20 protein-coding genes are annotated in these 23,348 nt (G+C 72.8%); 16 read left to right on the forward strand and 4 right to left on the reverse strand.

Annotated elements, in window-relative coordinates; translation table 11 throughout:
- Position 1: 1 nt before the first annotated feature.
- Together ACPWUT_RS12795 and ACPWUT_RS12800 are read right to left on the reverse strand one after the other, a co-directional pair.
- Positions 2-325, reverse strand: coding sequence for an ATP-dependent DNA ligase (locus tag ACPWUT_RS12795; RefSeq protein ID WP_284528198.1), 324 nt, complete (start codon positions 323-325; stop codon positions 2-4).
- Positions 326-416: 91 nt separating this feature from the next.
- A complete protein-coding gene (locus ACPWUT_RS12800; RefSeq protein WP_284528197.1) occupies positions 417-692 on the reverse strand; it encodes a hypothetical protein in 276 nt (91 codons plus the stop codon).
- A 243-nt stretch (positions 693-935) separates the two neighbouring features.
- On the opposite strand from ACPWUT_RS12800, the gene ACPWUT_RS12805 reads away from it, so the two are divergent.
- From ACPWUT_RS12805 to ACPWUT_RS12840, 8 genes are all read left to right on the forward strand, one after another.
- Positions 936-1,094, forward strand: coding sequence for a hypothetical protein (locus ACPWUT_RS12805; RefSeq protein ID WP_284528196.1), 159 nt, complete (start codon positions 936-938; stop codon positions 1,092-1,094).
- A gap of 219 nt (positions 1,095-1,313) precedes the next feature.
- Positions 1,314-2,474, forward strand: coding sequence for an ABC transporter ATP-binding protein (locus tag ACPWUT_RS12810; protein ID WP_284528195.1), 1,161 nt, complete (start codon positions 1,314-1,316; stop codon positions 2,472-2,474).
- 81 nt (positions 2,475-2,555) lie between these two features.
- On the forward strand, positions 2,556-3,743 hold the full coding sequence (locus ACPWUT_RS12815; protein WP_284528194.1) for a polyamine ABC transporter substrate-binding protein: 1,188 nt from the start codon (positions 2,556-2,558) through the stop codon (positions 3,741-3,743).
- Positions 3,736-4,683, forward strand: coding sequence for an ABC transporter permease (locus ACPWUT_RS12820; RefSeq protein WP_425838238.1), 948 nt, complete (start codon positions 3,736-3,738; stop codon positions 4,681-4,683). Before ACPWUT_RS12815 ends, ACPWUT_RS12820 begins: the two co-directional genes overlap by 8 nt.
- A 44-nt stretch (positions 4,684-4,727) precedes the next feature.
- Positions 4,728-5,588 carry an ABC transporter permease gene (locus tag ACPWUT_RS12825; protein WP_284528221.1) on the forward strand — a complete coding sequence of 287 codons (861 nt, stop codon included), beginning with the start codon at positions 4,728-4,730 and terminating at the stop codon, positions 5,586-5,588.
- Between the two features lie 76 nt (positions 5,589-5,664).
- Positions 5,665-7,335 (forward strand): amidohydrolase, encoded by a 1,671-nt coding sequence (locus ACPWUT_RS12830; RefSeq protein WP_425838241.1) that lies wholly within the window; start codon positions 5,665-5,667, stop codon positions 7,333-7,335.
- A gap of 13 nt (positions 7,336-7,348) precedes the next feature.
- The gene (locus tag ACPWUT_RS12835) at positions 7,349-8,803 is read left to right on the forward strand and encodes an NAD(P)/FAD-dependent oxidoreductase (protein ID WP_284528191.1); all 1,455 of its coding nucleotides are present in this window, start codon (positions 7,349-7,351) and stop codon (positions 8,801-8,803) included.
- Positions 8,800-9,141, forward strand: a complete 342-nt coding sequence (locus ACPWUT_RS12840; protein ID WP_284528190.1) for a cupin domain-containing protein — start codon at positions 8,800-8,802, stop codon at positions 9,139-9,141. The genes ACPWUT_RS12835 and ACPWUT_RS12840 overlap by 4 nt, the downstream gene beginning before the upstream one ends.
- Positions 9,142-9,210: 69 nt before the next feature.
- On the opposite strand, the gene ACPWUT_RS12845 is transcribed toward ACPWUT_RS12840, so the two are convergent.
- On the reverse strand, positions 9,211-10,770 hold the full coding sequence (locus tag ACPWUT_RS12845; protein ID WP_425838246.1) for a PucR family transcriptional regulator: 1,560 nt from the start codon (positions 10,768-10,770) through the stop codon (positions 9,211-9,213).
- A gap of 125 nt (positions 10,771-10,895) precedes the next feature.
- Here ACPWUT_RS12845 and ACPWUT_RS12850 point away from each other — a divergent pair, with 125 nt between their 5' ends.
- From ACPWUT_RS12850 to ACPWUT_RS12865, 4 genes are all read left to right on the forward strand, one after another.
- The gene (locus ACPWUT_RS12850) at positions 10,896-12,383 is read left to right on the forward strand and encodes a CoA-acylating methylmalonate-semialdehyde dehydrogenase (RefSeq protein WP_425838249.1); all 1,488 of its coding nucleotides are present in this window, start codon (positions 10,896-10,898) and stop codon (positions 12,381-12,383) included.
- A gap of 10 nt (positions 12,384-12,393) precedes the next feature.
- The gene (locus tag ACPWUT_RS12855; protein ID WP_284528187.1) at positions 12,394-13,773 is read left to right on the forward strand and encodes an aspartate aminotransferase family protein; all 1,380 of its coding nucleotides are present in this window, start codon (positions 12,394-12,396) and stop codon (positions 13,771-13,773) included.
- Positions 13,770-15,134 carry an NAD(P)/FAD-dependent oxidoreductase gene (locus tag ACPWUT_RS12860; protein WP_284528186.1) on the forward strand — a complete coding sequence of 455 codons (1,365 nt, stop codon included), beginning with the start codon at positions 13,770-13,772 and terminating at the stop codon, positions 15,132-15,134. Before ACPWUT_RS12855 ends, ACPWUT_RS12860 begins: the two co-directional genes overlap by 4 nt.
- A gap of 147 nt (positions 15,135-15,281) precedes the next feature.
- Entirely contained in the window at positions 15,282-17,099 is a 1,818-nt protein-coding gene (locus ACPWUT_RS12865; RefSeq protein WP_284528185.1) for a hypothetical protein, read from the forward strand.
- 6 nt (positions 17,100-17,105) lie between these two features.
- Here the strand turns inward: ACPWUT_RS12865 and ACPWUT_RS12870 are convergent, their stop codons facing one another.
- Positions 17,106-17,774 carry a TetR/AcrR family transcriptional regulator gene (locus ACPWUT_RS12870; protein ID WP_284528184.1) on the reverse strand — a complete coding sequence of 223 codons (669 nt, stop codon included), beginning with the start codon at positions 17,772-17,774 and terminating at the stop codon, positions 17,106-17,108.
- Positions 17,775-17,841: 67 nt separating this feature from the next.
- On the opposite strand from ACPWUT_RS12870, the gene ACPWUT_RS12875 reads away from it, so the two are divergent.
- The 4 genes from ACPWUT_RS12875 (at position 17,842) to ACPWUT_RS12890 (ending at position 23,272) form a co-directional block, all read left to right on the forward strand.
- Positions 17,842-18,888: an agmatine deiminase family protein gene (locus tag ACPWUT_RS12875; RefSeq protein ID WP_284528183.1), complete on the forward strand. Its 1,047-nt coding sequence runs from the start codon at positions 17,842-17,844 to the stop codon at positions 18,886-18,888.
- Positions 18,885-20,606, forward strand: coding sequence for an amidase (locus tag ACPWUT_RS12880; RefSeq protein ID WP_425838255.1), 1,722 nt, complete (start codon positions 18,885-18,887; stop codon positions 20,604-20,606). The genes ACPWUT_RS12875 and ACPWUT_RS12880 overlap by 4 nt, the downstream gene beginning before the upstream one ends.
- The gene (locus ACPWUT_RS12885) at positions 20,603-21,976 is read left to right on the forward strand and encodes a pyridoxal phosphate-dependent decarboxylase family protein (protein WP_425838258.1); all 1,374 of its coding nucleotides are present in this window, start codon (positions 20,603-20,605) and stop codon (positions 21,974-21,976) included. The genes ACPWUT_RS12880 and ACPWUT_RS12885 overlap by 4 nt, the downstream gene beginning before the upstream one ends.
- A gap of 882 nt (positions 21,977-22,858) precedes the next feature.
- On the forward strand, positions 22,859-23,272 hold the full coding sequence (locus tag ACPWUT_RS12890; protein WP_284528180.1) for a GIY-YIG nuclease family protein: 414 nt from the start codon (positions 22,859-22,861) through the stop codon (positions 23,270-23,272).
- Positions 23,273-23,348 lie beyond the last annotated feature (76 nt).

Here is a 23,348-nt window from a genome sequence, read left to right on the forward strand (position 1 = left end):
GTCAGTCCGTCTGCTCCGTCGCGCTCGACTCCGGCGGCTCGGGGACGACGTGCAGTCCGTTGGTCGAGTTGGCGGTGTAGTTCAGTGCCTCCAGCCACGCCCGGTTGAGGCTCGGCTGCCGGCTTCCGAAGTACTTGTAGATGAGCGATGCCGACGGGTGGAGCCACACCGACGTGCGTCCGTCGCCGACACTCGGGTCCTCACGCCACGTGAAGTGGAAGGCCTCGCCGCGGCGGAGCTTCTGCCCGACGACCACCTGCACGTGCGCCAGCACCCGGTCGTCGAAGTCGACCGTCACCGATCCCTCGTAGATGAACTTGCCCACTGGAGCCTCCGCTGTCGGGCGCGAGCGATCGCGCAGGAACGACGCTAATACAGGTGACCCGCTCCCGGAGACTCCGCGGCGCGTCGGACCGTCAGCGCAGCGCCTCCGTGCGGCGCAGGATCTCGGCGACCGCCGCGTCCGCACCGGGCAGCGCCGGCGCCAGCACGTCGGTGGCGTCGACCACCGCGACGCCGACATGACCGCTCAGCAGCAGGGAGCATTGGGACAGCTCGCCGTCGTGCACCGTGGGGAACTCGACGACATCGGTCTGATCCGCCCCGTGCAGCAGAGTCGCGTACGCGATCACGGCGTCGGCGATCGCGTCGGAGGTCAGCAGCCGGTGACCCTCGATCAGGATGTCTTTCATCTCGGTACCTCGGAGTGGTGTCGCGGCGGACGCGGCGCACAGGGCGCGGGAAACGTTGAGTGCTGTCGAGTCAACCCCGCGCTCACCGGTCCGGCAAAGGGGTTGACAGCTGCCGCCCGCCCCGATAGCCGATCGCGCCCCTGCTCGGCAACCCTGGCACGGCGTCTTCCGTGTGCCGTTGCACTGCGGCGACGACCTGTCAACCCGGTTGAGCCGCAGCGGCGGGCGGGCCACGGTGAGGGCATGACCTCACTCGCTGTCATCCTGCTCGTCATCGGCATCGCCCTGCTCCTCGTCGGCATCTTCGTCGAGGCGGCGAAGATCCTCCTGTGGATCGGGCTCGTCATCATCATCGTCGCCGTGATCGCCTGGCTCATGCGCGTCGTGCGCAGAAACGCCTGACCGCGCGTACGGCCGGAGCCGCTGACGCTGGCACGCGCCGGCGTCGGCGGCGAGGCCGTGGTGTTACCGCTCCGTTACGCCCGCCCGGACGATCTGTCAGGGCGACCGGTCAGCCGGGAGGGTTCGTCCGGCTCGGCCCCGTGATCATTGCGGGCTCCGGGTCGGACGTATTGAATGGCCGCACACACGCGCCACCCTGGCGCGGGGAGCGGAGCACGCGTGACGTCGGCACCCGAAACGACGATCGATCGGCCCGGACCAGCAGAGCACGGGCCCGGCGCGGTGGTGCTGGCGGGCGTCACGAAGCACTACGGCGACCAGCTCGCCGTCGACGATCTGTCGCTGACGATCGAGCCGGGTGAATTCCTGTCGCTGCTCGGCCCGTCCGGGTGCGGCAAGACGACGACCCTCCGGATGATCGCGGGCTTCGAGCACCCCGACCGCGGCGACATCCTCATCTCCGGCAGGAGCGTGCTCGGATCCCCGCCCTTCAAGCGGGATGTGAACACCGTCTTCCAGGCGTACGCGCTGTTCCCGCACATGTCCGTCGCCGAGAACGTGGCCTACGGGATGCAGCAGCGGCGCACGCCCAAGGCGGAGATCCGCGATCGCGTCTCGGCCGCCCTCGACATGGTCCAGATGCGGCGCTTCGCCGACCGCAGGCCCACCCAGCTCTCCGGCGGCCAGCAGCAGCGCATCGCGCTGGCGCGCGCCCTGGTCAACCGCCCCTCGGTCCTGCTCCTCGACGAGCCCCTCGGCGCCCTGGACCGGCAGCTGCGCGAGGAGATGCAGCTCGAGTTGAAGCTCCTCCAGTCCCGCCTCGGCATCACGTTCGTCTTCGTCACGCACGACCAGGGCGAGGCCCTGTCGATGAGCGACCGCATCGCCATCATGCGCGAGGGTCGCATCGAGCAGCTCGCCGACGCTGACACGGTGTACGCCCGCCCCGCCTCCGCCTACGTGGCGGCCTTCGTCGGCCAGCAGAACTTCTTCCACGGGCCGCTCACCGGCGGAGACGCCGTGTCGTCCCCGCACGTAGTCGTCCGATCCTCCGCGACGCCCCTGCCCGGTGGGGGCGCCGCGGCCGCAGCCGTCCGGCCGGAGAACGTGCGGATCGCGGCGGCGGATGCGGGCGGGCTCGCCGAGACGAACGCGGTGCGCGGGGAGCTCATCGGCATCTCGCACCTCGGCGAGACGATGCAGTACCTCGTACGGCTGGGCGAGGACCAGAGCCTCATCGTCCGCCGCCCCACGCCCGAGGCGCCGAGCCTGCGCGTGGGCGATCCGGTGGTGTGCACGTGGTCCCCGGGCGACGTGCTGCTCTTCCCCGCCGATCACGCCGCCGAGGAGGGCGGCTACATCGCCCCTCCGACCGTCTAGACCACCCGCAGGAAGCCGCACCGGCCGCACCCCAGACCCACCACCACCCGATCCCGACCTCAACCCGAGCTGGAGGCCCCGATGACCGAGTCCCGCACCCCGCTGCGCATCCTCGCCCCCGAGAGCGCGGTTCCGCGCATCGCCGCCGAACTGTCGCGGCGACGCTTCCTCTCGCTGGCCGCCCTCGCCGGCGGCACCGCCCTGCTGGCCGCCTGCGCGCCCGGCGGCAGCACCACGAGCCCCTCGTCGCAGGCCTCCGGCGGCGCTCTCGAGGACGCCCTGTCGGTGTACACGTGGGGGGATTACGACTCCCCCGACGTGGTCTCGGCCTTCACCGCCGACCTCGGCCCGAAGGTGACCCTGGACTCCTACAGCTCGAACGAGGAGCTGATCGCGAAGCTCATCGCCGCGAAGGGCACGTCGGGCTTCGACATCGTGGTCCCCACCGGCGTGTTCATCCCGCAGATGATCGAGAACGGCCTGCTGACCAAGTTCAACAAGGATCTGCTGCCGAACCTCACCAACATGGACCCGACCGCGCTCGGACGCGCATGGGACCCCGAGAACGAGTACTCGGTCTGCAAGGCGTGGGGAACCACCGGATTCGTCTACGACAAGACGATCATCACGCGCGAGCTGTCGACGTGGAGCGACTTCTTCGACGCCGCCCAGAACGAGGCCAGCGGCAAGACGAGCATGTCCGACGACCCCGCCGGGATCATCGGCGCCTACTTCTGGGCGAACGACCTCGACTGGAACACCCAGGACGCCGATCAGCTCGAGGCGTGCCGGAAGTTCCTCGTGGAGGAGATCGCCCCGCACATCGCCGCGTTCGACTCCTACCCCGGGACCAACGCCATCCCGCAGGGCACGCAGGTGCTCATGCAGGCGTGGAACGGCGACGCGCGCCTCGGCCTGCTGGAGTCCGCGGACCCCGACCGCTGGCAGTGGGTGCTCCCCGGACCGGTGACCGAGCTGTGGATGGACAACTGGGCCATCGCCGCCGGCGCCCCCCACCCCGAGGCCGCGCACGCCTTCATCGACTTCTCGATGACGCCCGAGAACCTCATGCTGAACCTCGACTACATCGGCTACAACGTCGGCGGCAAGGACATGCAGCAGGGCGCGACCGACGCGGGCATGGAGCTGACCGACCTCATCTTCTTCTCGGACGCCCAGCTGGCCGCCATGAAGGAGCAGGAACTCAACGACTCCCAGACGGTGCGCGTGGAGATCTGGAACGAGATGAAGGCCGCCGCGGGTGCGTAGGAGATCCCTCGGGGGCCTCCTCGCCGTCCCCGCGTGGGTGTGGCTGACCGTCTTCTTCGTCGCCCCGGTGGGGATGGTGATCTGGTTCAGCTTCGGGTACAAGCCGGGCATCTTCGGCACCCATGCCAACGACGTCCTCTCCTTCGACCGCTACCTCGAGGCGCTCTCCCCGACGTTCTTCGCGACGTTCGCGAACACGCTGTGGGTGGGGCTGCTCGGCACCGCCCTGTGCTTCCTCATCGGCGCGCCGGTGGCGTACTGGACGGCCTTCAAGGTGCGCCCGGAGCGACGCGGCATCCTCATCGCGCTCGTGCTGATCCCCTTCTGGACGAACTTCCTCATCCGCACGATCGGCTGGCAGGTGATCCTCGCCCCCGAGGGGTGGATGTCGCAGGCGCTGCAGTCGCTGGGGCTCCTCGACGGGCCGCTCGACCTCCTCTACACGCGCACCGCGGTGCTCATCGGCGTGGTCTACAACTACCTGCCGCTGATGATCCTGCCCCTGTTCGTGGCCTTCGACCGCGTCGGGCCCGCCGTGCGCGAGGCGTCCAAGGACCTCGGCGCCGGCAAGGTCGGCACCTTCTTCCGGGTGACGCTGCCGCTGTCGCGGCCGGGGGTCGTGGCCGGCGTGCTGCTCGTGTTCATCCCGCTCATGGGCGACTACATCACCGCGACCGTGCTCGGCGGCGCCAAGGGCAACATGGTGGGCCAGCTGGTGGCCAGCCAGTTCCAGACCGCGCAGAACTGGGCACTGGGCTCGGCCATGGCCGTGGTGCTGATGCTCGTCATCGCGCTGACCATCGCCGCGGCGGCCGCCGTGCTGTGGCTGGTCGCGCTCCCGTTCCGCTCCCGCAACCGGCTCGTGCTGGGAGCGGCCCCCGCGGCGACCCCCGCGCCCGCGCCGGCGCGCGCCGACGCCGAGACGCAGGTGACCTCGTGAGCGCGACCAAGACCGAGACGATCCTGCGTCAGCGCGACGGATCCATGCTGGGCAGCGGGCGGCGCGCGAACCGGTCGTGGACCGACATCGCGCTGAACGTGTGGGGCGTGCTCGTCCTGCTGTTCCTGTTCGCGCCGATCATCGTCATCGTCATCTACTCGTTCAACACCGGACGGCTGCTGGTCTCCTTCGACGGCTTCGGACTCGACGCGTTCCGGACGATCCTCGACAAGCCGGCCGTCCAGAACGCGGTGCGGGTCTCGCTGGTCACCGCACTCATCTCGGCGGTGATCGCGACGACGCTCGGCACGCTCGCCGGCATCGCGATGGCCCGTCACCCCGGCCGCTGGGTCTGGTGGTTCCTGGGACTGCTGCTGCTGGTGTCGGTGACGCCCGAGATCGTGGACGCCGTCGCCCTGCTCCCCTGGTTCGTCACCCTCGGGCAGGACTGGGGCATGCCGATCTTCGACGACGGCATCGTGCGCCTGTCGATCGGCAGCTCGCTGTTCGCCACCGCGGTCGTCTCCTACCTCGTGCGCGCCCGGCTGATCGGACAGGAGGCGAACCTGGAGGAGGCCTCGAGCGACCTCTACGCGCTGCCGCTGACGACGTTCCGCCGGGTGACGCTGGCCCTCGCGATGCCCGCGGTGCTCGCCGGATTCCTGCTGGCGTTCACCCTCAGCCTGGACAACACGATCGTCGCGGCGTTCGTGCAGGTGTCCGGAACCACGCCCTGGCCCGTGTACGTGCTCTCGGCGGTGCGCTCCGGCCTGCGCCCCGAGGTCGCCGCGGTCTCGACGATCATGCTGCTGCTGACCCTCATCGCCCTCGCGGTCGTCGCCCTCGTGCTGCGCCGCGCCGGCGACTCCGCCACCGACATCGCCCGCACGATGGGCGGCGGCTGACGGCCGCCGACGGATGAGCACCGAGTGAGGGGAACCGAGTGATGGGCACCGGCGCCCACGGGAAGAGGGAACGCGGATGACGGACGCAGAACTGGTCTTCGTCGGCGGGGCGGTCTTCACGGCCGACGCCGTCCGCTCGCGCGCGACGGGCGTCGCGGTGCGGGGCGGTCGCATCGTCGCCGTCGGCGGCGACGACGTCCGCGAGCTCATCGGCGCGCGCACCGAGGTCGTCGACCTGCGCGGGCGCATGCTCGTGCCCGGCTTCCAGGACGCGCACGTGCATCCCGTCTCGGGCGGGCTCGAGCTGCTGCGCTGCGACCTGGGCGGGGCGTCCACCGAGGAGGAGTACCTGCAGACGGTCGCCGCCTATGCCGCGTCGCATCCGCCCACCGGCGCGGAGGGCTCGGAGTGGGTGCTCGGCGGCGGCTGGGCGATGTCCGCCTTCCCCGGCGGCACGCCGACCGCGGCCGCCCTCGACCGCGTGCTCCCGGACCGCCCCGCCTTCCTCCCCAACCGCGACGGCCACGGCGCGTGGGTGAACTCCGAGGCGCTGCGACGTGCGGGGATCGACCGGGACACCCCCGACCCCGCCGACGGACGGATCGAGCGGGACGCCGACGGCCATCCGACGGGCACCCTCCACGAGGGCGCGATGTCGCTGGTCAACCGACTGGTGGCCGACCCGTCGCCCGCGTTCCTGCGCGAGGCCCTGCTGGCCGGGCAGCGCTACCTGCACTCCTTCGGCATCACCGCATGGCAGGACGCGATCATCGGCGACTACAGCGACCTGGTCGATCAGGGCGAGACCTATCGGCAGGCCGCGATCGACGGCACGCTCACCGGCCGCGTCGTCGGGGCGCTCTGGTGGGACCGCACCGCCGGACTCGAGCAGATCCCGTCCCTCGTCGAGCGACGCGAGCGCTTCAGTCACGGCCGCTTCCAGGCGACGAGCGTGAAGATCATGCAGGACGGCGTCGCCGAGAACTTCACCGCCGCCATGCTCGAGCCGTACCACGACGGCCACGGTCATCCGACCGACAACTCCGGCATCTCGTTCGTCGCACCGGAGATCCTGAACGAGGCCGTGCCGCAGCTGGACGCCCTCGGCTTCCAGGTGCACTTCCACGCGATCGGCGACCGCGCCGTGCGCGAATGCCTCGACGCGGTGGAGCACGCGATCGCCCGCAACGGGCGCGGCGACGGCCGCCACCACATCGCCCACCTGCAGGTCATCCACCCCGACGACATCCCGCGCTTCCGCCGGCTGGGCGTCGCGGCGAACATGCAGTCGCTGTGGGCCACGCTGGAGCCCCAGATGGTCGACCTGACGCTGCCGTTCCTCGGTGCACCGCGCGACGCCTGGCAGTACCCGTTCGGCGACCTCCTGCGCTCCGGCGCGGTGCTCGCCGCCGGAAGCGACTGGTCGGTGTCCACTCCCGACCCGATGGCGGCCATCCACACGGCGGTCAACCGCCAGGCGGCGCCTGGCCACGAGGAGGGCGACTACGAGCCGTTCCTCCCCGAGCAGGCCATCGACCTCGCCACGTCGCTCACCGCCTACACGGCGGGCTCGGCGTGGGTGAACCACCTCGACGACAGCACCGGGACCATCGAGGTCGGCAAGGCCGCCGATCTCGCCCTGCTCGACCGCGATCCCTTCGAGGGCCCCGCGGATCGGATCGGCGCGACCCGGGTGCTCCAGACCTTCGTCGGCGGCGTCCGCGTGCACGCCGCCGACGATGCCTGACGAAAGGACCCCCATGGGAACGACCGTCTTCGAACGGCAGGCGCCCCCGGCATCGGTCGTCGCGCACAGCCTCGAGCAGACGCGGAGTGGATCCTTCTGGATCGACGACCTGCCCGCCTCCCTGCGCCCCGACCGCGCGCCGCTGCGCGGCGTGGAGACGACCGACCTCGTGATCGTCGGAGCCGGCTACACGGGGCTGTGGACCGCCCTGCTCGCCGTGCTGCGCGACCCCGGGCGCCGGGTGGTCATCGTCGAGGCGGCCCGCACGGGCTGGGCGGCCTCGGGCCGCAACGGCGGATTCTGCGAGTCGAGCCTCACCCACGGACACGAGAACGGCGCGCGGCGCTGGCCCGACGAGATCGACACCCTGGAGCGCCTCGGCCGGCAGAACCTCGACGAGATCGAGCAGACCGTCGCCGAGCTCGGACTCGACGTGCAGTTCGAGCGCACCGGCCAGCTCGCCCCCGCGATCGAGCCCCATCAGCTGGCGTGGCTCGACGAATGGCGCGCGGAGGCGGCGGGCGACCCCGACGTCGAGTACCTCGACGAGGCGGCGGTGCGGGCCTCGGTGGCGTCGCCGACCTACCTGGCGGCCATCTGGGAGAAGCGCACGTGCGCCCTCGTCCACCCGGCGCGGCTGGCCGCCGAGCTCGCCCGCGCCGCCGAGGAGCGCGGCGTGCGCATCTTCGAGCGCTCGCGCGCCACGGGGATCGAGACGCCCCGCGGCGGCGGGGTCTCCGTGCTCACCGACGGAGGGCGGGTCGACGCCGATCACGCGGTGCTCGCCACGAACGTCTTCCCGTCGCTGCTGCGGCGCAACCGGCTCATGACGGTGCCGGTGTACGACTACGCGCTCATGACCGAGCCCCTCACGCCCGCGCAGCAGGAGGCGATCGGCTGGCGGGACCGTCAGGGGATCGGCGACATGGCGAACCAGTTCCACTACTACCGTCCGTCGCAGGGGCAGGACGGTCAGGGGGCCCGCATCCTCTTCGGCGGGTACGACGCGCTCTACCACTACGGCCGCCGCGTCGACCCGCGCTACGAGAACCGTCCCGACGTGTGGGCGAAGCTCGCGAGCCACTTCTTCACGACCTTCCCGCAGCTCGAGGGCCTGCGCTTCAGCCACCAGTGGGCCGGCGCCATCGACAGCTCGACGCAGTTCACCGCCTTCTACGGCACCGCCCGCGACGGCCGCGTCGCCTACGCGTCGGGCTTCACCGGCCTCGGCGTCGGCTCGACCCGGTTCGCCGGGCAGGTGATGCTCGACCTCCTCGACGGCACGGAGACCGAGCGGACGGCGCTGCAGATGGTGCGCCGCCGTCCGCTGCCGTTCCCGCCCGAGCCCGCCGCGGCGATCGGCATCCACGCGACGCGCTGGTCGATGGATCGCGCCGACCACCACGAGGGTCGCCGGAACCTGCTGCTGAAGACGCTCGACGCCCTCGGGCTAGGGTTTGACTCGTGACAGAACTGGATCCCGGAATCGTCCTGGCCGTCTCCGACGTCGAGGTGCCGCTGACACCCGCACCCCCCGCCCAGGTGGTCTCGGGGGCGCCCGCGACCGGATCGGTCGACCTCGACGAGGACATGGGGATGGGCGTGTGGGAGATGACCCCCGGCGCCCTCCGCGACGTCGAGATCGACGAGGTCTTCGTCGTCGTCGCCGGATCGGCGACCGTGGAGTTCGTCGACCCGCCGCTCCCGGCGATCGAGCTCGTCCCCGGCGCGATCGTGCGCCTCGAGTCCGGCATGCAGACGGTGTGGACCGTCCGCGAGACCCTGCGCAAGGTGTACCTGGCCTAGCCGCCGCGCTCGTCCTCGCCCTCGTCCCGGCCGTCACCCCGGCCGTCACCCGCCGGCGGCCGCGGCACCTCAGTGGACCGCGGAGCGGCGCACGAGGATGGCGAGATGGAGCGCCGTCTGCACCTCGCCGTCGTCGAGGTCGACGCCCAGCAGCTCCTGGATGAGCGCGATCCGCTGGTAGAACACCGAGCGCGAGAGGTGGGACGCCGTGGCCGCCGCCGTGCGGTTGCCGGGATGCGAGAGCATCGCCGCCAGCACGTCGAGCAGGTCGCCGCCGCGCGCCAGGTCGTACTCGATCAACGGGGCGAGCATGCGCTCGCCGTGGTCGAGCACGCGGTGGTCGTCGCGCAGCGCGGTCACGAGGCGGGCGAGGGGGCGGTCCTCGGCACGGCGCACGTGCGGACCGCGCGCGGGGCGGGCCACGGGGGTGCGCGCGAGGTCGATCGCCTCCTGGAGCGAGGCCAGGGCGCCCTCGACGCCTGTGGCGGGCGAGCCGATCGACAGCACGAGCCGGGTGGACAGCGGCGTGAGCGCGTCGGCGAGCCGCAGCGCCGCGGCCTCGTCGAGCACCGTGCGCGACGGCAGCGAGACGAGCAGCGTCACCCCCGCGCCGCTGATCCTGCCCCCCACCAGCACCCGCCCGCCGAGCGCCGCCACGGCCGCGGCGGCGGCGTCGGCCTCGATGTCGACGCCGGCGGCGACCATGCCGTGCAGGCGCGCCCCGTCCACCGGCAGCCCCGCCGCCTCGAGCCGGGCCAGGGCCCCGCCGTGGCTGGCGAAGCGCCCGGTGAGCAGGCCCTCCACGAGCTGGCGCTGCCCGATCCGCGCCCATTCGTCGACCTGGCCGTCGGTGAGCCGTCCGAGCGCGAGCGCGATCGCCCCCTGCTCCAGCACCGCGGACCGCCCGGCGGGGTGCACGGGTCCCGGGAGCGCGACGAGATAGCCCCACCGGATGCCGCGGGCCTCCACCGGGACGATGAGCCAGTCGCTGCGGGGATCGCGGTGCGCGAGCCGCGAGCGCACCTCCCACCGGGCGAGCACCTCCTCCTCCCGCGCGGGCGGTACCTCGGCGACCACGACGTCGTGCGCGAGCGACTCGAGGATCACCGGCGCACCGAGCGTCTGCGCGAGCTGATGGACGATGAAGTCGGCCGGGGAGCCCCGCAGGGCGAGCGCCGTGAAGCGGGCGCGCACGTCGTCGCGGGCCCGCAGGGCCGCCGTCTGCTCGGCGATGATGCGGCGGTGCACGGCCTCCGTCAGCGTCACGAACTTCACCTCGCGGCGGAGGACGACCAGCGCCAGCCCGAGCGCGCGGGCGGTCTCGACGACGACGGCGGGGGCGTAGCGGTAGTGGGTCCCGAGCTCCAGGAAGAGGGCGGACAGCCCCACCTCGACGAGGCCGCGGATGAACGCCGCGAGCTCGTCGGGCTCGTCGGGCCACGAGGAGCCCGTGGACAGCAGCAGCTCGCCGCCGTCGAGCAGGCGGGCGACCCCGGCGCTGTCGGAGACGTGCACCCACCGCACGCGTGCGTCGAGGCTCGCCCCTCCGACGAGGATGTCGGGCATCCCCGCCTCGACGGCCTCGAGCGTGAGCACCTCGCGCACCGCGGGCAGGCTCTCGTGCGCCATCGGACGATCCGTATGGATCGCTCCTTCTTCGCGACGTTCAGGCACCGTGACGACCCCTCTGCCTCTGCAACACTGGGACTCGCCACAGCCTAGACGACGCCGGTCGTTCTGTCCGGGAGGACCCCATGAGCCTGATCCGCCACCATGTCGCCGGAGCCGAGACCGGTACCGCCGACCGCACCGGCGAGGTCTACGACCCGGCGACCGGGCGCGTCCAGCACGAGGTCGCCCTGGCGTCGGAGGCGGAGACGCGCGCGGCGGTCGCCGCGGCCGCCGCCGCCTTGCCGGCGTGGCGCGCGACGAGCCTCATCAAGCGCGCCGACGTGTTCTTCCGGCTCCGTCACCTGCTGGTCGAGCGCGCCGACGAGCTCGCGGCGATCATCACGAGCGAGCACGGCAAGGTGCTCTCCGACGCCAAGGGCGAGATCAGCCGCGGCATCGAGAACGTCGAGTTCGCCGCGGGGCTCGTGCACCTGCTCAAGGGCGAGCGCTCCGAGCAGGTGTCGCGCGGCGTCGACGTGCACTCCGTCAAGCAGCCCGTCGGCGTCGTCGCCTGCATCACCCCCTTCAACTTCCCCGTCATGGTGCCGCTGTGGATGACGGCGTCGGCCATCGCGTGCGGCAACACGGTCGTGCTCAAGCCCAGCGAGAAGGACCCCTCGGCGTCGCTGTTCCTCGCGCGCCTCTACGAGGAGGCGGGCCTGCCGCCCGGGGTCCTCAACGTGGTGCAGGGCGACAAGGTCGCCGTCGACACCCTGCTGGACGCTCCCGAGGTGCGCGCGGTGAGCTTCGTCGGCTCCACGCCCATCGCGCGGTCGATCTACGCCCGGGCCGCCGCGAACGGCAAGCGCGTGCAGGCCCTCGGCGGCGCGAAGAACCACATGGTCGTCATGCCCGACGCCGATCTGGACGCCGCCGCCGACGCCGCCGTGTCGGCCGCCTACGGCTCGGCCGGCGAGCGGTGCATGGCCGTCTCGGTGCTCGTCGCGGTCGGCGACGACGTGGCCGACGCGCTGGTCGCGAAGGTGGCCGAGCGGGTGGCGACGCTGCGGATCGGCCCGGGCACCGACCCCGACAGCGAGATGGGCCCCCTGATCACCGGCGCCCACCGCGACGCCGTCGCCTCGTACGTGACGGGCGCGGCCGGCGAGGGGGCCACCGTGGTCGTCGACGGCACCGCGCAGCGGTTCGACGGCGACGGCTTCTTCCTCGGCGTCTCCCTCGTCGACCACGTGCGGCCGGGCATGCGGGTGTACGACGACGAGATCTTCGGCCCGGTGCTCTCGGTGGTGCGCGTCGCCGACTACGACGAGGCGGTCGACCTCGTCAACACCAGCCCGTTCGCGAACGGCACCGCGGTGTTCACGCGCGACGGCGGCACGGCGCGGCAGTTCGAGTTCGACATCGAGGTCGGCATGGTCGGCGTCAACGTGCCGATCCCCGTGCCCGTCGGGGCGTTCTCGTTCGGCGGGTGGCGCAACTCGCTGTTCGGCGACTCGCACATCTACGGGCCGGAGTCGATCCACTTCTACACGCGCAGCAAGGTCGTGACCACGCGGTGGCCCGACCCGAGCGAGAGCCAGATCAGCCTCGGCTTCCCGAGCAACCACTGAGGACGACCAGATGACCCCCCTCTCCGATCCGGACGCCGACGCCCGCACCCGCGCCGACGACCGCGCCCACGTCTTCCACTCGTGGAGCGCGCAGGCCCTCATCGACCCGCTCCCCGTCGCCGGCGGCGAGGGCGCCACCTTCTGGGACGCGCTCGGCACGAGCTATCTCGACTTCTCCTCGCAGCTGGTGAATCTCAACCTCGGCCATCAGCATCCCGACCTCGTCGCCGCCATCCAGCGGCAGGCGGGCCGTCTCGCGACCATCCAGCCCTCGATGGCCAACGACGTGCGCGGCGACCTGGCCCGCCGCATCGCGGAGGTCGCCCCCGATGGCATGGAGAAGGTCTTCTTCACCAACGGCGGCGCCGACGCCGTGGAGAACGCGGTCCGCATGGCGCGCCTGTACACCGGCAAGCGCAAGGTGCTCTCGATGTACCGGAGCTACCACGGCAACACGTCCACGGCGATCTCGCTGACGGGCGATCCCCGGCGGTGGCCCAACGAGCCGGCCGACGGCTCCGTGGCGAAGTTCTTCGGGCCCTACGCGTACCGCTCCCCCTTCCACTCCGACAGCCCCGAGCAGGAGACCGAGCGCGCCCTCGCCCACCTGGAGCAGACGATCGTGCTGGAGGGGGCGTCGACGATCGGCGCGATCATCATCGAGTCGATCGTCGGCACCAACGGCGTCCTCGTCCCGCCGCCGGGGTACCTCCCGGGCGTCCGGGAGCTGTGCGACAGGTACGGCATCGTCTACATCGCCGACGAGGTGATGGTGGGCTTCGGGCGCGTGGGCGAGTGGTTCGCCTTCCAGGCCTTCGACGTCGTGCCCGACCTCATCGCCTTCGCGAAGGGCGTCAACTCCGGCTACGTGCCGCTCGGCGGCGTGGTGATCTCCGACCGCATCGCGGCCCACTTCGACACGGTCCCCTTCCCCGGCGGGCTCACGTACTCCGGTCACCCGCTCGCGTGCGCGCCGGGGGTCGCCACGTTCGAGGTGTTCGCCCGCGACGGCATCCTGGAGCGCGTCCGGGACCTCGGCGAGCGCGTCGTCGGTCCGCGGCTGGCCGAGATGGCGGCCCGGCACCCGTCGGTCGGGGAGGTGCGCGGCCGCGGGCTCTTCTGGGCGATCGAGCTCGTCGCCGATCCCGAGACGCGCCGGCCGCTGGTGCCTTTCAACGCGAGCGGTGCGGATGCCGCGCCCATGACGGCGGTGGCCGCCGCCTGCAAGAAGGCGGGCCTGTGGCCCTTCACCCACTTCAACCGGGTGCACGTGGCCCCGCCGCTCGTGATCTCCGAGGACGACCTGGTGCGCGGGCTCGACATCATCGACCGCGCCCTCGAGGTCGCGGACGCCGCGATGGACGCGGCGGCGGTGCCGAGCACGGCATGACCGGCAACGGCGGCGTCTCGTTCTGGTGGCAGCAGATCGGCCTGCCCGCCGGGCGCCCGCCGCTGCCCGGCGACCGGGACGCCGACGTGGCGATCGTCGGCGCCGGCTACACGGGGCTGTGGGCGGCCTACTACCTCAAGACCCTCCAGCCCGACCTGCGGGTGACGGTGCTCGAGCAGCGCTTCGCCGGGTTCGGCGCCTCGGGCCGCAACGGGGGCTGGCTGACCAACAGCGTCACGGGCGGGCGCGCCCGCTACGGCCGGGCGGGCGGGGCGCGTCAGCAGCAGGCGATGAACGAGACCGTCGACGAGGTGATCCGCGTCGCCGGCGCCGAAGGGATCGACGCCGACGTCCGCAAGGGCGGCGAGCTGAACGTCGCCCGCACGCCGGCGCAGCTCGCGCGCCTGCGCACCGCGCACGCGGAGGAGGCGTCCTGGCCCCACACCGACGTCGAGCTGTGGGGGCCGCGTCGCACCGCCGCGCACGTGCGGGTGACGGGGGCGCTCGGCGGGCTGTGGCATCCGCACTGCGCCCGCATCCACCCGGCGAAGCTCGCCCGCGGTCTCGCGGACGCCGTCGAGCGCCTGGGCGTCACCATCCACGAGGACACGACGGTCCGCACCATCGAGCCGGGCCGTGCCGTGACCGACCGCGGCACCGTGCGGGCCGCCCATGTGCTGCGGGCGACCGAGGGCTTCACCCCGGGCCTGTCCGGTCAGCACCGCACCTGGCTGCCGATGAACTCGTCGATGGTGGTCACCGCACCCCTCCCGGCCGACTTCTGGGACGAGGTCGGCTGGGCCGACGCCGCGACGCTCGGCGACCTCGCGCACGTCTACATGTACGCCCAGCGCACCGCCGACGACCGCATCGCGTTCGGCGGTCGCGGCGTGCCCTACCGCTACGGCTCCCGCGTGGACGCCGACGGCCGCACGCAGCAGCGCACCGTGCGCGCGCTGACCGCGCTCCTGCGGGAGTTCTTCCCCGGGGCCGCCCGGGTGCCGGTCGAGCACGCCTGGTCGGGGGTGCTCGGCGTCCCGCGCGACTGGGCGGCCACCGTGGGGCTCGACCCGGCGACGGGCCTCGGCTGGGCCGGCGGGTACGTTGGGACGGGCGTCGCCACGACGAACCTCGCCGGCCGGACCCTCGCCGACCTGGTGCTGGGGCGGGACACCGACCTCGTGTCGCTGCCGTGGGTCGGCCACCGCTCGCGGCGGTGGGAGGTCGAGCCGCTGCGGTGGACCGCGGTGCAGGGCCTCTACGCGGCCTACCACCTGGCCGATCGGTGGGAGAGCCGCGGCGGCGAGCGCACGTCGCCGATCGCCCGCCTCGCCGACGTCGTCTCCGGGCGCGGGCACTGAGCAGGCTCCGTGCCCGCCCCGGTGCCACGCCACGAGATTCTCCCGGGCTGATTGCTGGAGACGCGCCCCTGCCCGTGGTAGGCAGGAACCCACGCGCCACAGAACGACCTGTCCGCGCCACGGGATCCGCAGAGGGGAAACATCGTCATGACCGAATCCACCCGAGGTGGCGCACGCGCGCGTGCCGCTCTCGTCGCCGGGCTGCTCGCCGCGCTCGTCGGAGCATCGACGGCAGCTCCCGTCCAGGCCGCGCCGGCCGACCCCGACGTGTTCTGCGACGTTCCCGGCCAGGAGCTCGCCATCGCGCCGATCTCGGGACTCTCCGACGGGCAGGCCGTGACCTGGCGCTCGACGGTCAAGGGCGTCACGCCCACCACCTTCACCGGGGAGTACATCGGCAAGCTCGACAACGGGCTCGGCTACGACGCCTCCGGGAACCCCCGCGACCTCCTGCTCGTCAAGCTCGAAGGCGATGTCGTGGACGGCACGGCCGGCTCGCCCGCGGCCGGTGTGTGGGCCGGCGCGTCGGGATCACCCGTGTACGACGCCGACGGTGCGCTGATCGGCGCCGTCGCGTACGGATTCAGTTCGCTCGCCGACAACGTCGCCGGCGTCACGCCCGCCGCCTACATGAAGTCGATCGGCGACCTCCCGCTGTCCCAGCCGCTCTCGCCGTCCGCGCTGCGCCAGGTCGCGTCGGCGGTGGGCGAGACGCCGAAGTCCCTCGGCGGCACGACGATGCGTCAGCTCCAGCCCGTCCGCGTGACCCTCGGGACCACCGCCGCCGCCCTCGACGCCCAGTCCCGTCGCCTCGCGCGCGACGTGCCCGGCTACCGCCCGGCCTCGATGGGCGGACTGGTGATCGACGGCGGCGTCGACGACGGCGCCGACTACCCGATCGTCGCGGGCGGCAACATCGCCGTCTCGTTCGGCTACGGCGCGGTCGGATCGGCCAGCGTGGGCACCGTCACCGCCGTCTGCGGCGACGACGTCTTCGCCTTCGGCCACCCCAACGAGTGGAACTCGTCGCTCAGCGCCAACATCCACGGCGCGTCCGCCGCGCGGATCGTCCCGGACCTCGGCAGCTCGTACAAGCTGGTCGGCGCGATCGGCAAGGTCAAGGGCAAGCTCGTCGAGGACCGCCTCGCGGGTGTCCGCGGCACGCTCGGCGCCGGGACCCCGACCATCCCGGTGACGACGACGACCGCTGCCGGGTCGCAGCGCGGGACGGCGGTCAGCCACATCTCCGAGAAGCTCCTGCTGGCGCCCGCCGCCGCCGCGCAGCTCAGCGCGGACGCACTCCGCCTGCTCGACAACGCGTGGGAGGGCTCGGCGCTCGTGACGTGGACGATCTCGTACGTGCGCGAGAGCGGCGCCACCGGCACCCTGCGCAACACCAACCGGTACTCGAGCACGGAGTCCTTCAGCGAGTTCGTCGGATGGGACCTCGCCGACGACATCGCCGCGCTGCAGACGAACCCCTTCGAGGACGTGCAGATCACGGGGGTCAAGATCGGCGCCCGGTTCACCGACGGATACCGCGCGGCGAAGCTGAGCGGCGTGCAGATGCTCACCGGCGGCACGTGGAAGAACATCTCCCGGAACAGCATGAGCACGGTCCCCGCCGGCAAGACCTACACGTTCCGCGCCGTGCTGACGCCGGTCCCCGGAGCCAAGCGGGTCACCGAGTACGCCACGTTCACCGCGGCGGTGCCGAGGAACGCCCGCCCGGTCGTGGTGAGCCTGAGCGTCCCCCGCGCCCCGTACGACTACGACGAGGAGGCCACCTCGTTCCCGGGTCTGGTGCGCGCGCTCGACGCCAACCACCGCGTCGACGTGATCACCCGCGAGCGGTCGTACACGACCACCTCGGGCAAGCGCTACCGCGGCACCGGGCAGACGATCGCGCAGACGGTCCTCGTGCCCGGCTCGTCGTTCGTGTTCACCCTGAAGCCCGCGAAGTAGCCCGGGTCACACCTCGCCACGCGCCAGCGCGCCGGGCTCCACCCCCAGGAGCCCGGCGACGGCGCGCGCGGCGAGCGTGAGCCGGTCGGGCCGGTCGTTCCACCGCACGAGCGAGTGCGCGCTCAGGCCGTCGATCATGGCGAGCAGATGCCAGGCGATCCCGGTGGCGTCGCCGGGGACGAGCGACCCGTCGTCCATCCCGCGGGAGATCTCCGCCGCGATCGCGGCCTGCCAGTCGTCCATCTCCGTGCGCACCCGCCGGGCGAGCACGTCGCTGCCCGCGCCCATGGCCCACGCCTGCACCCACACGAGGGTGATGTCGGCGCGCGAGCCGTCCAGGAGCGTCTCGAGCAGGAGGCCGAGACGGCGCGGCGCAGGCTGCTCGCGCCGGACGAGGGTGAGGACCTCGTGCAGCTCCGCCGCGACGAGGTCGCCGAAGGTGTCGGCGACGAGGTTGTCCATGCTCGGGGCGTAGTGGGCGACCAGGCCGGGAGCCACCCCGACGCGGGCGGCGACGGCACGCAGCGTCACGGCGGCGAGCCCCTGCTCCAGCGCGATCGCGCGCGCCGCGTCGGCGACCTCCGCACGGCGCTCGTCCGGACTCTTGCGCGTGCGCGGCGCGCGGGACGGCGCGGGGGCGGCCGGGCGGGACGAGGTGGTTGACGGGGTCGACATCGGCTGGATACGCTCCCTTTGTTGATCGCGTGATCAATACCCTAGACCGAACCACCGAGGAGACGCCATGCCCTGGCGCATGCCGGCCGAGACGGCGCCCCACGCGCGCACGTGGATGACCTTCCCCGCGGAGGGCGAGACGCTGGGCGCCTCGGACGCCGAGCGCGAGGCCGGCTACGCGGCGTGGACGGCGGTCGCCGCGGCCGTCGCGCGGTTCGAGCCGGTGACCATGGTGGTCGACCCGCGTGAGACCGCTCGCGCGCGCCGGATGCTCCCTGCCGAGATCGAGCTCCTCGAGGCTCCCGTCGACGAGTTCTGGATGCGCGACTCCGGCCCGACGTTCGTCGTCGACGACACGACCGGAGCGCTCGGCGCGGTCGACTGGATCTTCAACGGCTGGGGCGCACCCGCCTGGGCGCAGTGGCGGCTGTCGGCCGAGCACGGCCGCATCGTGGCTGCGGCCTCCGGCGCCGAGCTCGTCAGCTCCGTGCTCGTCAACGAGGGCGGCGGCCTCCACGTCGACGGCGAGGGGACGGTGCTGCTCACCGAGACGGTCCAGCTCGACCCGCGCCGGAACCCGTACGCCGACCGGGCGCGCGTGGAGGCGGAGATGGCCCGCACCCTCGGTGCCACCCACGCGATCTGGCTCCCCCGCGGGCTCACCCGCGACTACGACGACTTCGGCACGAACGGCCACGTCGACATCGTGGCCACGATCCCCTCTCCCGGCCGGATCCTCCTCCACGACCAGCGCGACGCCGCCCACCCCGATCACGCGGTGTCGGGCGAGCTTCGCGCGCTGCTGGCGGCGCAGACCGACGCCGCGGGGCGCCCCTTCGAGATCGTCGACCTCCCCGCCCCGCAGACCCTGCGCGACCACGAGGGCTTCGTGGACTGGAGCTACGTCAACCACCTCGTCGTCGACGGCGGAGTGATCGCCTGCGGGTTCGGCGAGGAGAAGGCGGACGCGGACGCCGCCGCGATCCTGGCCGAGGCCTACCCCGGACGCGAGGTCGTGACCGTCGACGCGCGGGAGATCTTCGCCCGCGGCGGCGGCATCCACTGCATCACCCAGCAGCAGCCCCGCACGACGCCCGCGGCGGAGGGCGCATGATCGACGTCGTCGAGGCCTCGATCGCGCAGCTGCGCGCCGCGCTGGAATCGGGCGGGACCACCGCGGTGGAGCTCGTGGACGCCTACCTCGCACGCATCGACGCCTACGACGGCCCCGCGACGCCCACCGCGCTGAACGCCGTCGTCGTGCGCAATCCCCGCGCGCGGGACGAGGCCGCGCGCAGCGACGAGCGGCGCGCCGGCGGAGAGGCCCGCGGGCCGCTCGAGGGGATCCCCTACACCGCCAAGGACAGCTACCTCGTCGCGGGGCTCACCGCCGCGGCCGGCTCGCCCGCCTTCGCTGACCTCGTCGCCCAGCACGACGCGTTCACGATCGAGCGACTCCGCGACGGCGGCGCGATCTGCCTGGGCCTCACGAACATGCCGCCGATGGCCAACGGCGGCATGCAGCGCGGGCTCTACGGACGCGCCGAGAGTCCCTACAACCCCGCGTACCTCACCGCACCGTTCGCCTCGGGCTCCTCCAACGGCTCGGGAACGGCGACGGCGGCGAGCTTCGCCGCGTTCGGGCTGGGCGAGGAGACCTGGTCCAGCGGCCGCGGGCCCGCATCCCACAACGCGCTGTGCGCCTACACGCCCTCGCGCGGGGTCATCTCGGTGCGGGGCAACTGGCCGCTCGTCCCCACCATGGACGTCGTCGTGCCGCACACCCGCACGATGGCCGACCTGCTCGACGTGCTCGAGGTGATCGTCGCCGACGATGCGCGCACCCGCGGCGACTTCTGGCGCGCGCAGCCGTGGGTGCCGCTTCCGGCGGCCTCTGCCGTGCGACCGTCCTCCTATCCCGCCCTCGCCGACGGCGCGACCGTCGCCGGCGCCCGCATCGGCGTCCCGCGGATGTACCTCGGCACGGACCCCGACGCCGGAGTCGGAGCCACCGGCATCGGCGGGCCGACGGGGCTGGCGATCGTGCCCCGGCCGAGCGTCATCGCCCTGTGGCGACAGGCGCGGCGCGACCTCGAGCGGGCCGGTGCGGAGGTCGTCGAGGTCGACTTCCCGGTGGTCTCCCGGTACGAGGGCGACCGGGCCGGGGAACCCACGATCCTCACGCGCGGCCTGGTGAGCCCGGCGTACCTGCGACGGGAGATCGTCGACCTGTCGGCGTGGGCGTGGGAGGACTTCCTCGCCGCCAACGGCGACCCGGCGCTGCACTCCCTGGCCGGCATCGACGGCGCCGAGATCTTCCCCGCCCCGCCGGGGGCGCTCCCCGACCGCTACACCGGCTTCGACGACGACATCGCCGAGTACCCCGCCTGGGTGCGCGCGCACCCCGGCGTCACCGTCGAGGACATGCCCGAGCTCGAGGACGGCCTGCGCGGACTCGAGGAGACCCGCCGCCGCGACCTCGAGGAGTGGATGGACGACCTCGGCCTCGACGCCGTCGTCTTCCCCGCCGTGGCCGACGTGGCGCCCGCCGACATGGACGTGAACCCGGCCTCGGCGGACATCGGGTGGCGCAACGGCACGTGGATCGCCAACGGCAACCTCGCCGTCCGCCACCTCGGCATCCCCACCGTCACCGTCCCGATGGGGCTGCTCGAGGACATCGGGATGCCCGTGGGCCTCACCTTCGCCGGCCGCGCCTACGACGACAGCGCGCTGCTGCGTCTGGCCGCCGCCTTCGAGGCGATCGCCCCCCGCCGTGCCGCGCCGCCCCTCACCCCGCCTCTTGCCCGCCCGAACCAGGAGCACTCATGACCACCGACGCCGTCCGCATGCACGAGGTCAGCGACGAGGCACGGACGATCGTCGACCTCGTGCTCGACTACTCCCGCCAGCGCCTGCTCGCCGACGACACCCCGCTCGACAAGCCGCTGTCGGCGGCGGAGCTGTCGCGCCTGGCGGGCCGCACGATCGACGAGCGCGGGATCGGCGCGCGCAAGGCGCTATCGGTCTTCGAGCATGTGCTCGCCCCGGCCTGCATCACCACCGACGATCCGCAGTACCTCTCCTTCATCCCGTCCGCGCCCTCGAAGGCCGCCGCCGCCTTCGACCTCGTCGTCTCGGCGAGCGCGCTCTACGGCGGATCGTGGCTCGAGGGCGCCGGAGCGGTGCACGCCGAGAACGAGGTGCTGCGCTGGCTCGCCGACGAGTTCGGACTGCCCCGCGGAGCGGGCGGCGTGTTCGTGCAGGGCGGCACGCTCGGCAACCTCTCGGCCCTGGTGGCCGCGCGGGCCCTCCGGCAGGCTCAGGCAGCGGAGGGGCCGCGTCCGGACCGCTGGCGGGTCGTCTGCAGCGCCGAGGCGCACTCGTCGATCGCCTCGGCGGCGCGGGTCATGGACATCGAGGTGGTCGCCGTCCCGCCCGGCGATGACGGCGTGCTGCGGGCCGCGGCGGTCCAGGCGGCCCTGGACGAGCACGGCGACAGTGTCTTCGCCGTCGTCGCGACGGCCGGCTCCACGAACTTCGGCATCGTCGACGACATCGCCGGGATCGCCGCCCTCAAGGATCGCTACGACTTCTGGCTGCACGTCGACGGCGCCTACGGGCTCGCGGCGATGCTCTCGCCCACCGCCCGGCCGCTGTTCGCCGGCGTCGAGCACGCCGACTCGCTCGTCGTCGATCCGCACAAGTGGCTGTTCGCCCCGTTCGACGCGTGCGCGCTGATCTACCGCGACCCCGAGCTCGGCCGACGCGCCCACACCCAGCACGCCGAGTACCTCGACACCCTCACCGAGAAGAGCGACTGGAGCCCATCGGACTACGCGGCCCACCTCACGCGGCGGCCGCGGGGACTGCCGCTGTGGTTCTCGCTGGCCACCTACGGCGCGGGCGTCTACCGCGAGGCGGTGACGGCATCCCTCTCCCTGGCGCAGCGCATCGCCGAGGAGATCGACCGGCGACCCGGGCTGACGCTCGTGCGCCGCCCGCAGCTGTCGGTCGTGGTGTTCGAGCGCGAGGGCTGGAGCAAGGCCGACTACGACGCGTGGTCGTCGCGGCTGCTCGACGACCAGCACGCCTTCGTGACCCCGAGCAGCCACCGCGGCCGCACGAACGCGCGGTTCGCCCTCGTGAACCCGCGCACCACCTTCGAGCACCTCACCGCCATCCTCGACACGATGGACTGAGCCGCCGCGGCGGCCGGTGCGGCGCGGTGGGGCCGGCGGGCGGGCGGTCCGGCGGGCACGCGAAGAGGGCCCCGACCGAAGCCCGTACGGTGGGACCCTCTCCGGCTGGACGCGGGAGACTGCGACGACCCGAACGCCGCGGTCTCGACCGCGTCCCACCCGTTGTTGCGTGCTTCACTGTATGGCCGCCGCGACGCGGGCGCCCACCCGTTGACTCACCCCCGGCGGTTCTGCTACACCGCGCGCGGTCGGTTCCGCGGATCGGCAGGCCCGCCCCGCGGATCGGATGACACTCGCGGTCGCCACGCCACCCCGAACCCGACCACCACTGCCACCTCATCCCCAGCCGGCAGCCCGCCCCGCGGATCAGATGACACTCGTGGTCGCCACCCCACCCCGAACCCGACAACCACTGCCACCCACTCCCCGGCCGGCAGCCCGCCCCGCGGATCAGATGACACTCGTGGTCGCCACGCCGCCCCGAACCCGACAACCACCGCCACCTCATCCCCGGCCGGCAGCCCACCCACGGATCGGATGACAGTCGTGGTCGCCACGCCGCCCCGAACCCGACAACCACTGCCACCCACTCCCCGGCCGACACCCAGCCCCACGGATCAGATGACACTCGTGGTCGCCACGCCACCCCGAACCCGACAACCACTGCCACCTCATCCCCAGCCGGCAGCCCGCCCCACGGATCAGATGACACTCGCGGTCGGCACCCCGCCCCGAACCCGACAACCACTGCCACCCACTCCCCGGCCGGCAGCCCGCCCCACGGATCAGATGACACTCGTGGTCGCCACCCCGCCCCGAACCCGACAACCACTGCCACCTCCTCGCCCCGGCAGCGTCGGAGGCCGCGGCTACGGTGCGGACATGCCCCTTCCCCAGCCGTGCCTGCTGTGCGGCGCGCGCGACGGCATCCGCCGCGACGGACGGTGGCACTGCGCCGTCTGCGACTGGCGTGTCGGCGACGCCCCCGATCCGGACCTTCCGCCGCCTCGGATCGACGTGGTCTACTACCTGCGGTGGCGCGAGCGGATCAAGATCGGCACCTCGCGTCAGCCGCGCCAGCGACTGACGGCCATCCTCCACGAGGAGCTGCTGGCGTTCGAGCGGGGCGACCGCACCCTCGAGCAGCAGCGGCATCGCGAGTTCGCCGACCTCCGCGAGGGCGGCGAGTGGTTCCGCGCCGATGCGCGGCTGACGGCCCACATCGCCGGCCTCAGCGGCGGGATCCGTCCCTGGGACGCCTACGCGCGCTGGGTCGCCGACGCCTACCGGGGCTGACGCGGGCGGCGAGCGGGATCGGCGGCCGGACATGCGAAAGCAGGAGGCGCGCACGCCTCCTGCCATGTCCAGGATA

The organism is Microbacterium sp. PA5 (assembly GCF_049860775.1).
GTDB lineage: Bacteria > Actinomycetota > Actinomycetes > Actinomycetales > Microbacteriaceae > Microbacterium.

What these genes read in the sequence shown, in the direction of transcription:
- ACPWUT_RS12880 (WP_425838255.1), top strand. Translation starts at nt 18,885, where the DNA reads ATGATCGACGTCGTCGAGGCCTCGATCGCGCAGCTGCGCGCCGCGCTG.
- ACPWUT_RS12830 (WP_425838241.1), top strand. Translation starts at nt 5,665, where the DNA reads ATGACGGACGCAGAACTGGTCTTCGTCGGCGGGGCGGTCTTCACGGCC.
- ACPWUT_RS12870 (WP_284528184.1), bottom strand. Translation starts at nt 17,774, where the DNA reads ATGTCGACCCCGTCAACCACCTCGTCCCGCCCGGCCGCCCCCGCGCCG.
- ACPWUT_RS12845 (WP_425838246.1), bottom strand. Translation starts at nt 10,770, where the DNA reads ATGGCGCACGAGAGCCTGCCCGCGGTGCGCGAGGTGCTCACGCTCGAG.
- ACPWUT_RS12800 (WP_284528197.1), bottom strand. Translation starts at nt 692, where the DNA reads ATGAAAGACATCCTGATCGAGGGTCACCGGCTGCTGACCTCCGACGCG.
- ACPWUT_RS12850 (WP_425838249.1), top strand. Translation starts at nt 10,896, where the DNA reads ATGAGCCTGATCCGCCACCATGTCGCCGGAGCCGAGACCGGTACCGCC.
- ACPWUT_RS12855 (WP_284528187.1), top strand. Translation starts at nt 12,394, where the DNA reads ATGACCCCCCTCTCCGATCCGGACGCCGACGCCCGCACCCGCGCCGAC.
- ACPWUT_RS12865 (WP_284528185.1), top strand. Translation starts at nt 15,282, where the DNA reads ATGACCGAATCCACCCGAGGTGGCGCACGCGCGCGTGCCGCTCTCGTC.
- ACPWUT_RS12815 (WP_284528194.1), top strand. Translation starts at nt 2,556, where the DNA reads ATGACCGAGTCCCGCACCCCGCTGCGCATCCTCGCCCCCGAGAGCGCG.
- ACPWUT_RS12825 (WP_284528221.1), top strand. Translation starts at nt 4,728, where the DNA reads ATGCTGGGCAGCGGGCGGCGCGCGAACCGGTCGTGGACCGACATCGCG.
- ACPWUT_RS12860 (WP_284528186.1), top strand. Translation starts at nt 13,770, where the DNA reads ATGACCGGCAACGGCGGCGTCTCGTTCTGGTGGCAGCAGATCGGCCTG.
- ACPWUT_RS12805 (WP_284528196.1), top strand. Translation starts at nt 936, where the DNA reads ATGACCTCACTCGCTGTCATCCTGCTCGTCATCGGCATCGCCCTGCTC.
- ACPWUT_RS12835 (WP_284528191.1), top strand. Translation starts at nt 7,349, where the DNA reads ATGGGAACGACCGTCTTCGAACGGCAGGCGCCCCCGGCATCGGTCGTC.
- ACPWUT_RS12875 (WP_284528183.1), top strand. Translation starts at nt 17,842, where the DNA reads ATGCCCTGGCGCATGCCGGCCGAGACGGCGCCCCACGCGCGCACGTGG.
- ACPWUT_RS12885 (WP_425838258.1), top strand. Translation starts at nt 20,603, where the DNA reads ATGACCACCGACGCCGTCCGCATGCACGAGGTCAGCGACGAGGCACGG.
- ACPWUT_RS12890 (WP_284528180.1), top strand. Translation starts at nt 22,859, where the DNA reads ATGCCCCTTCCCCAGCCGTGCCTGCTGTGCGGCGCGCGCGACGGCATC.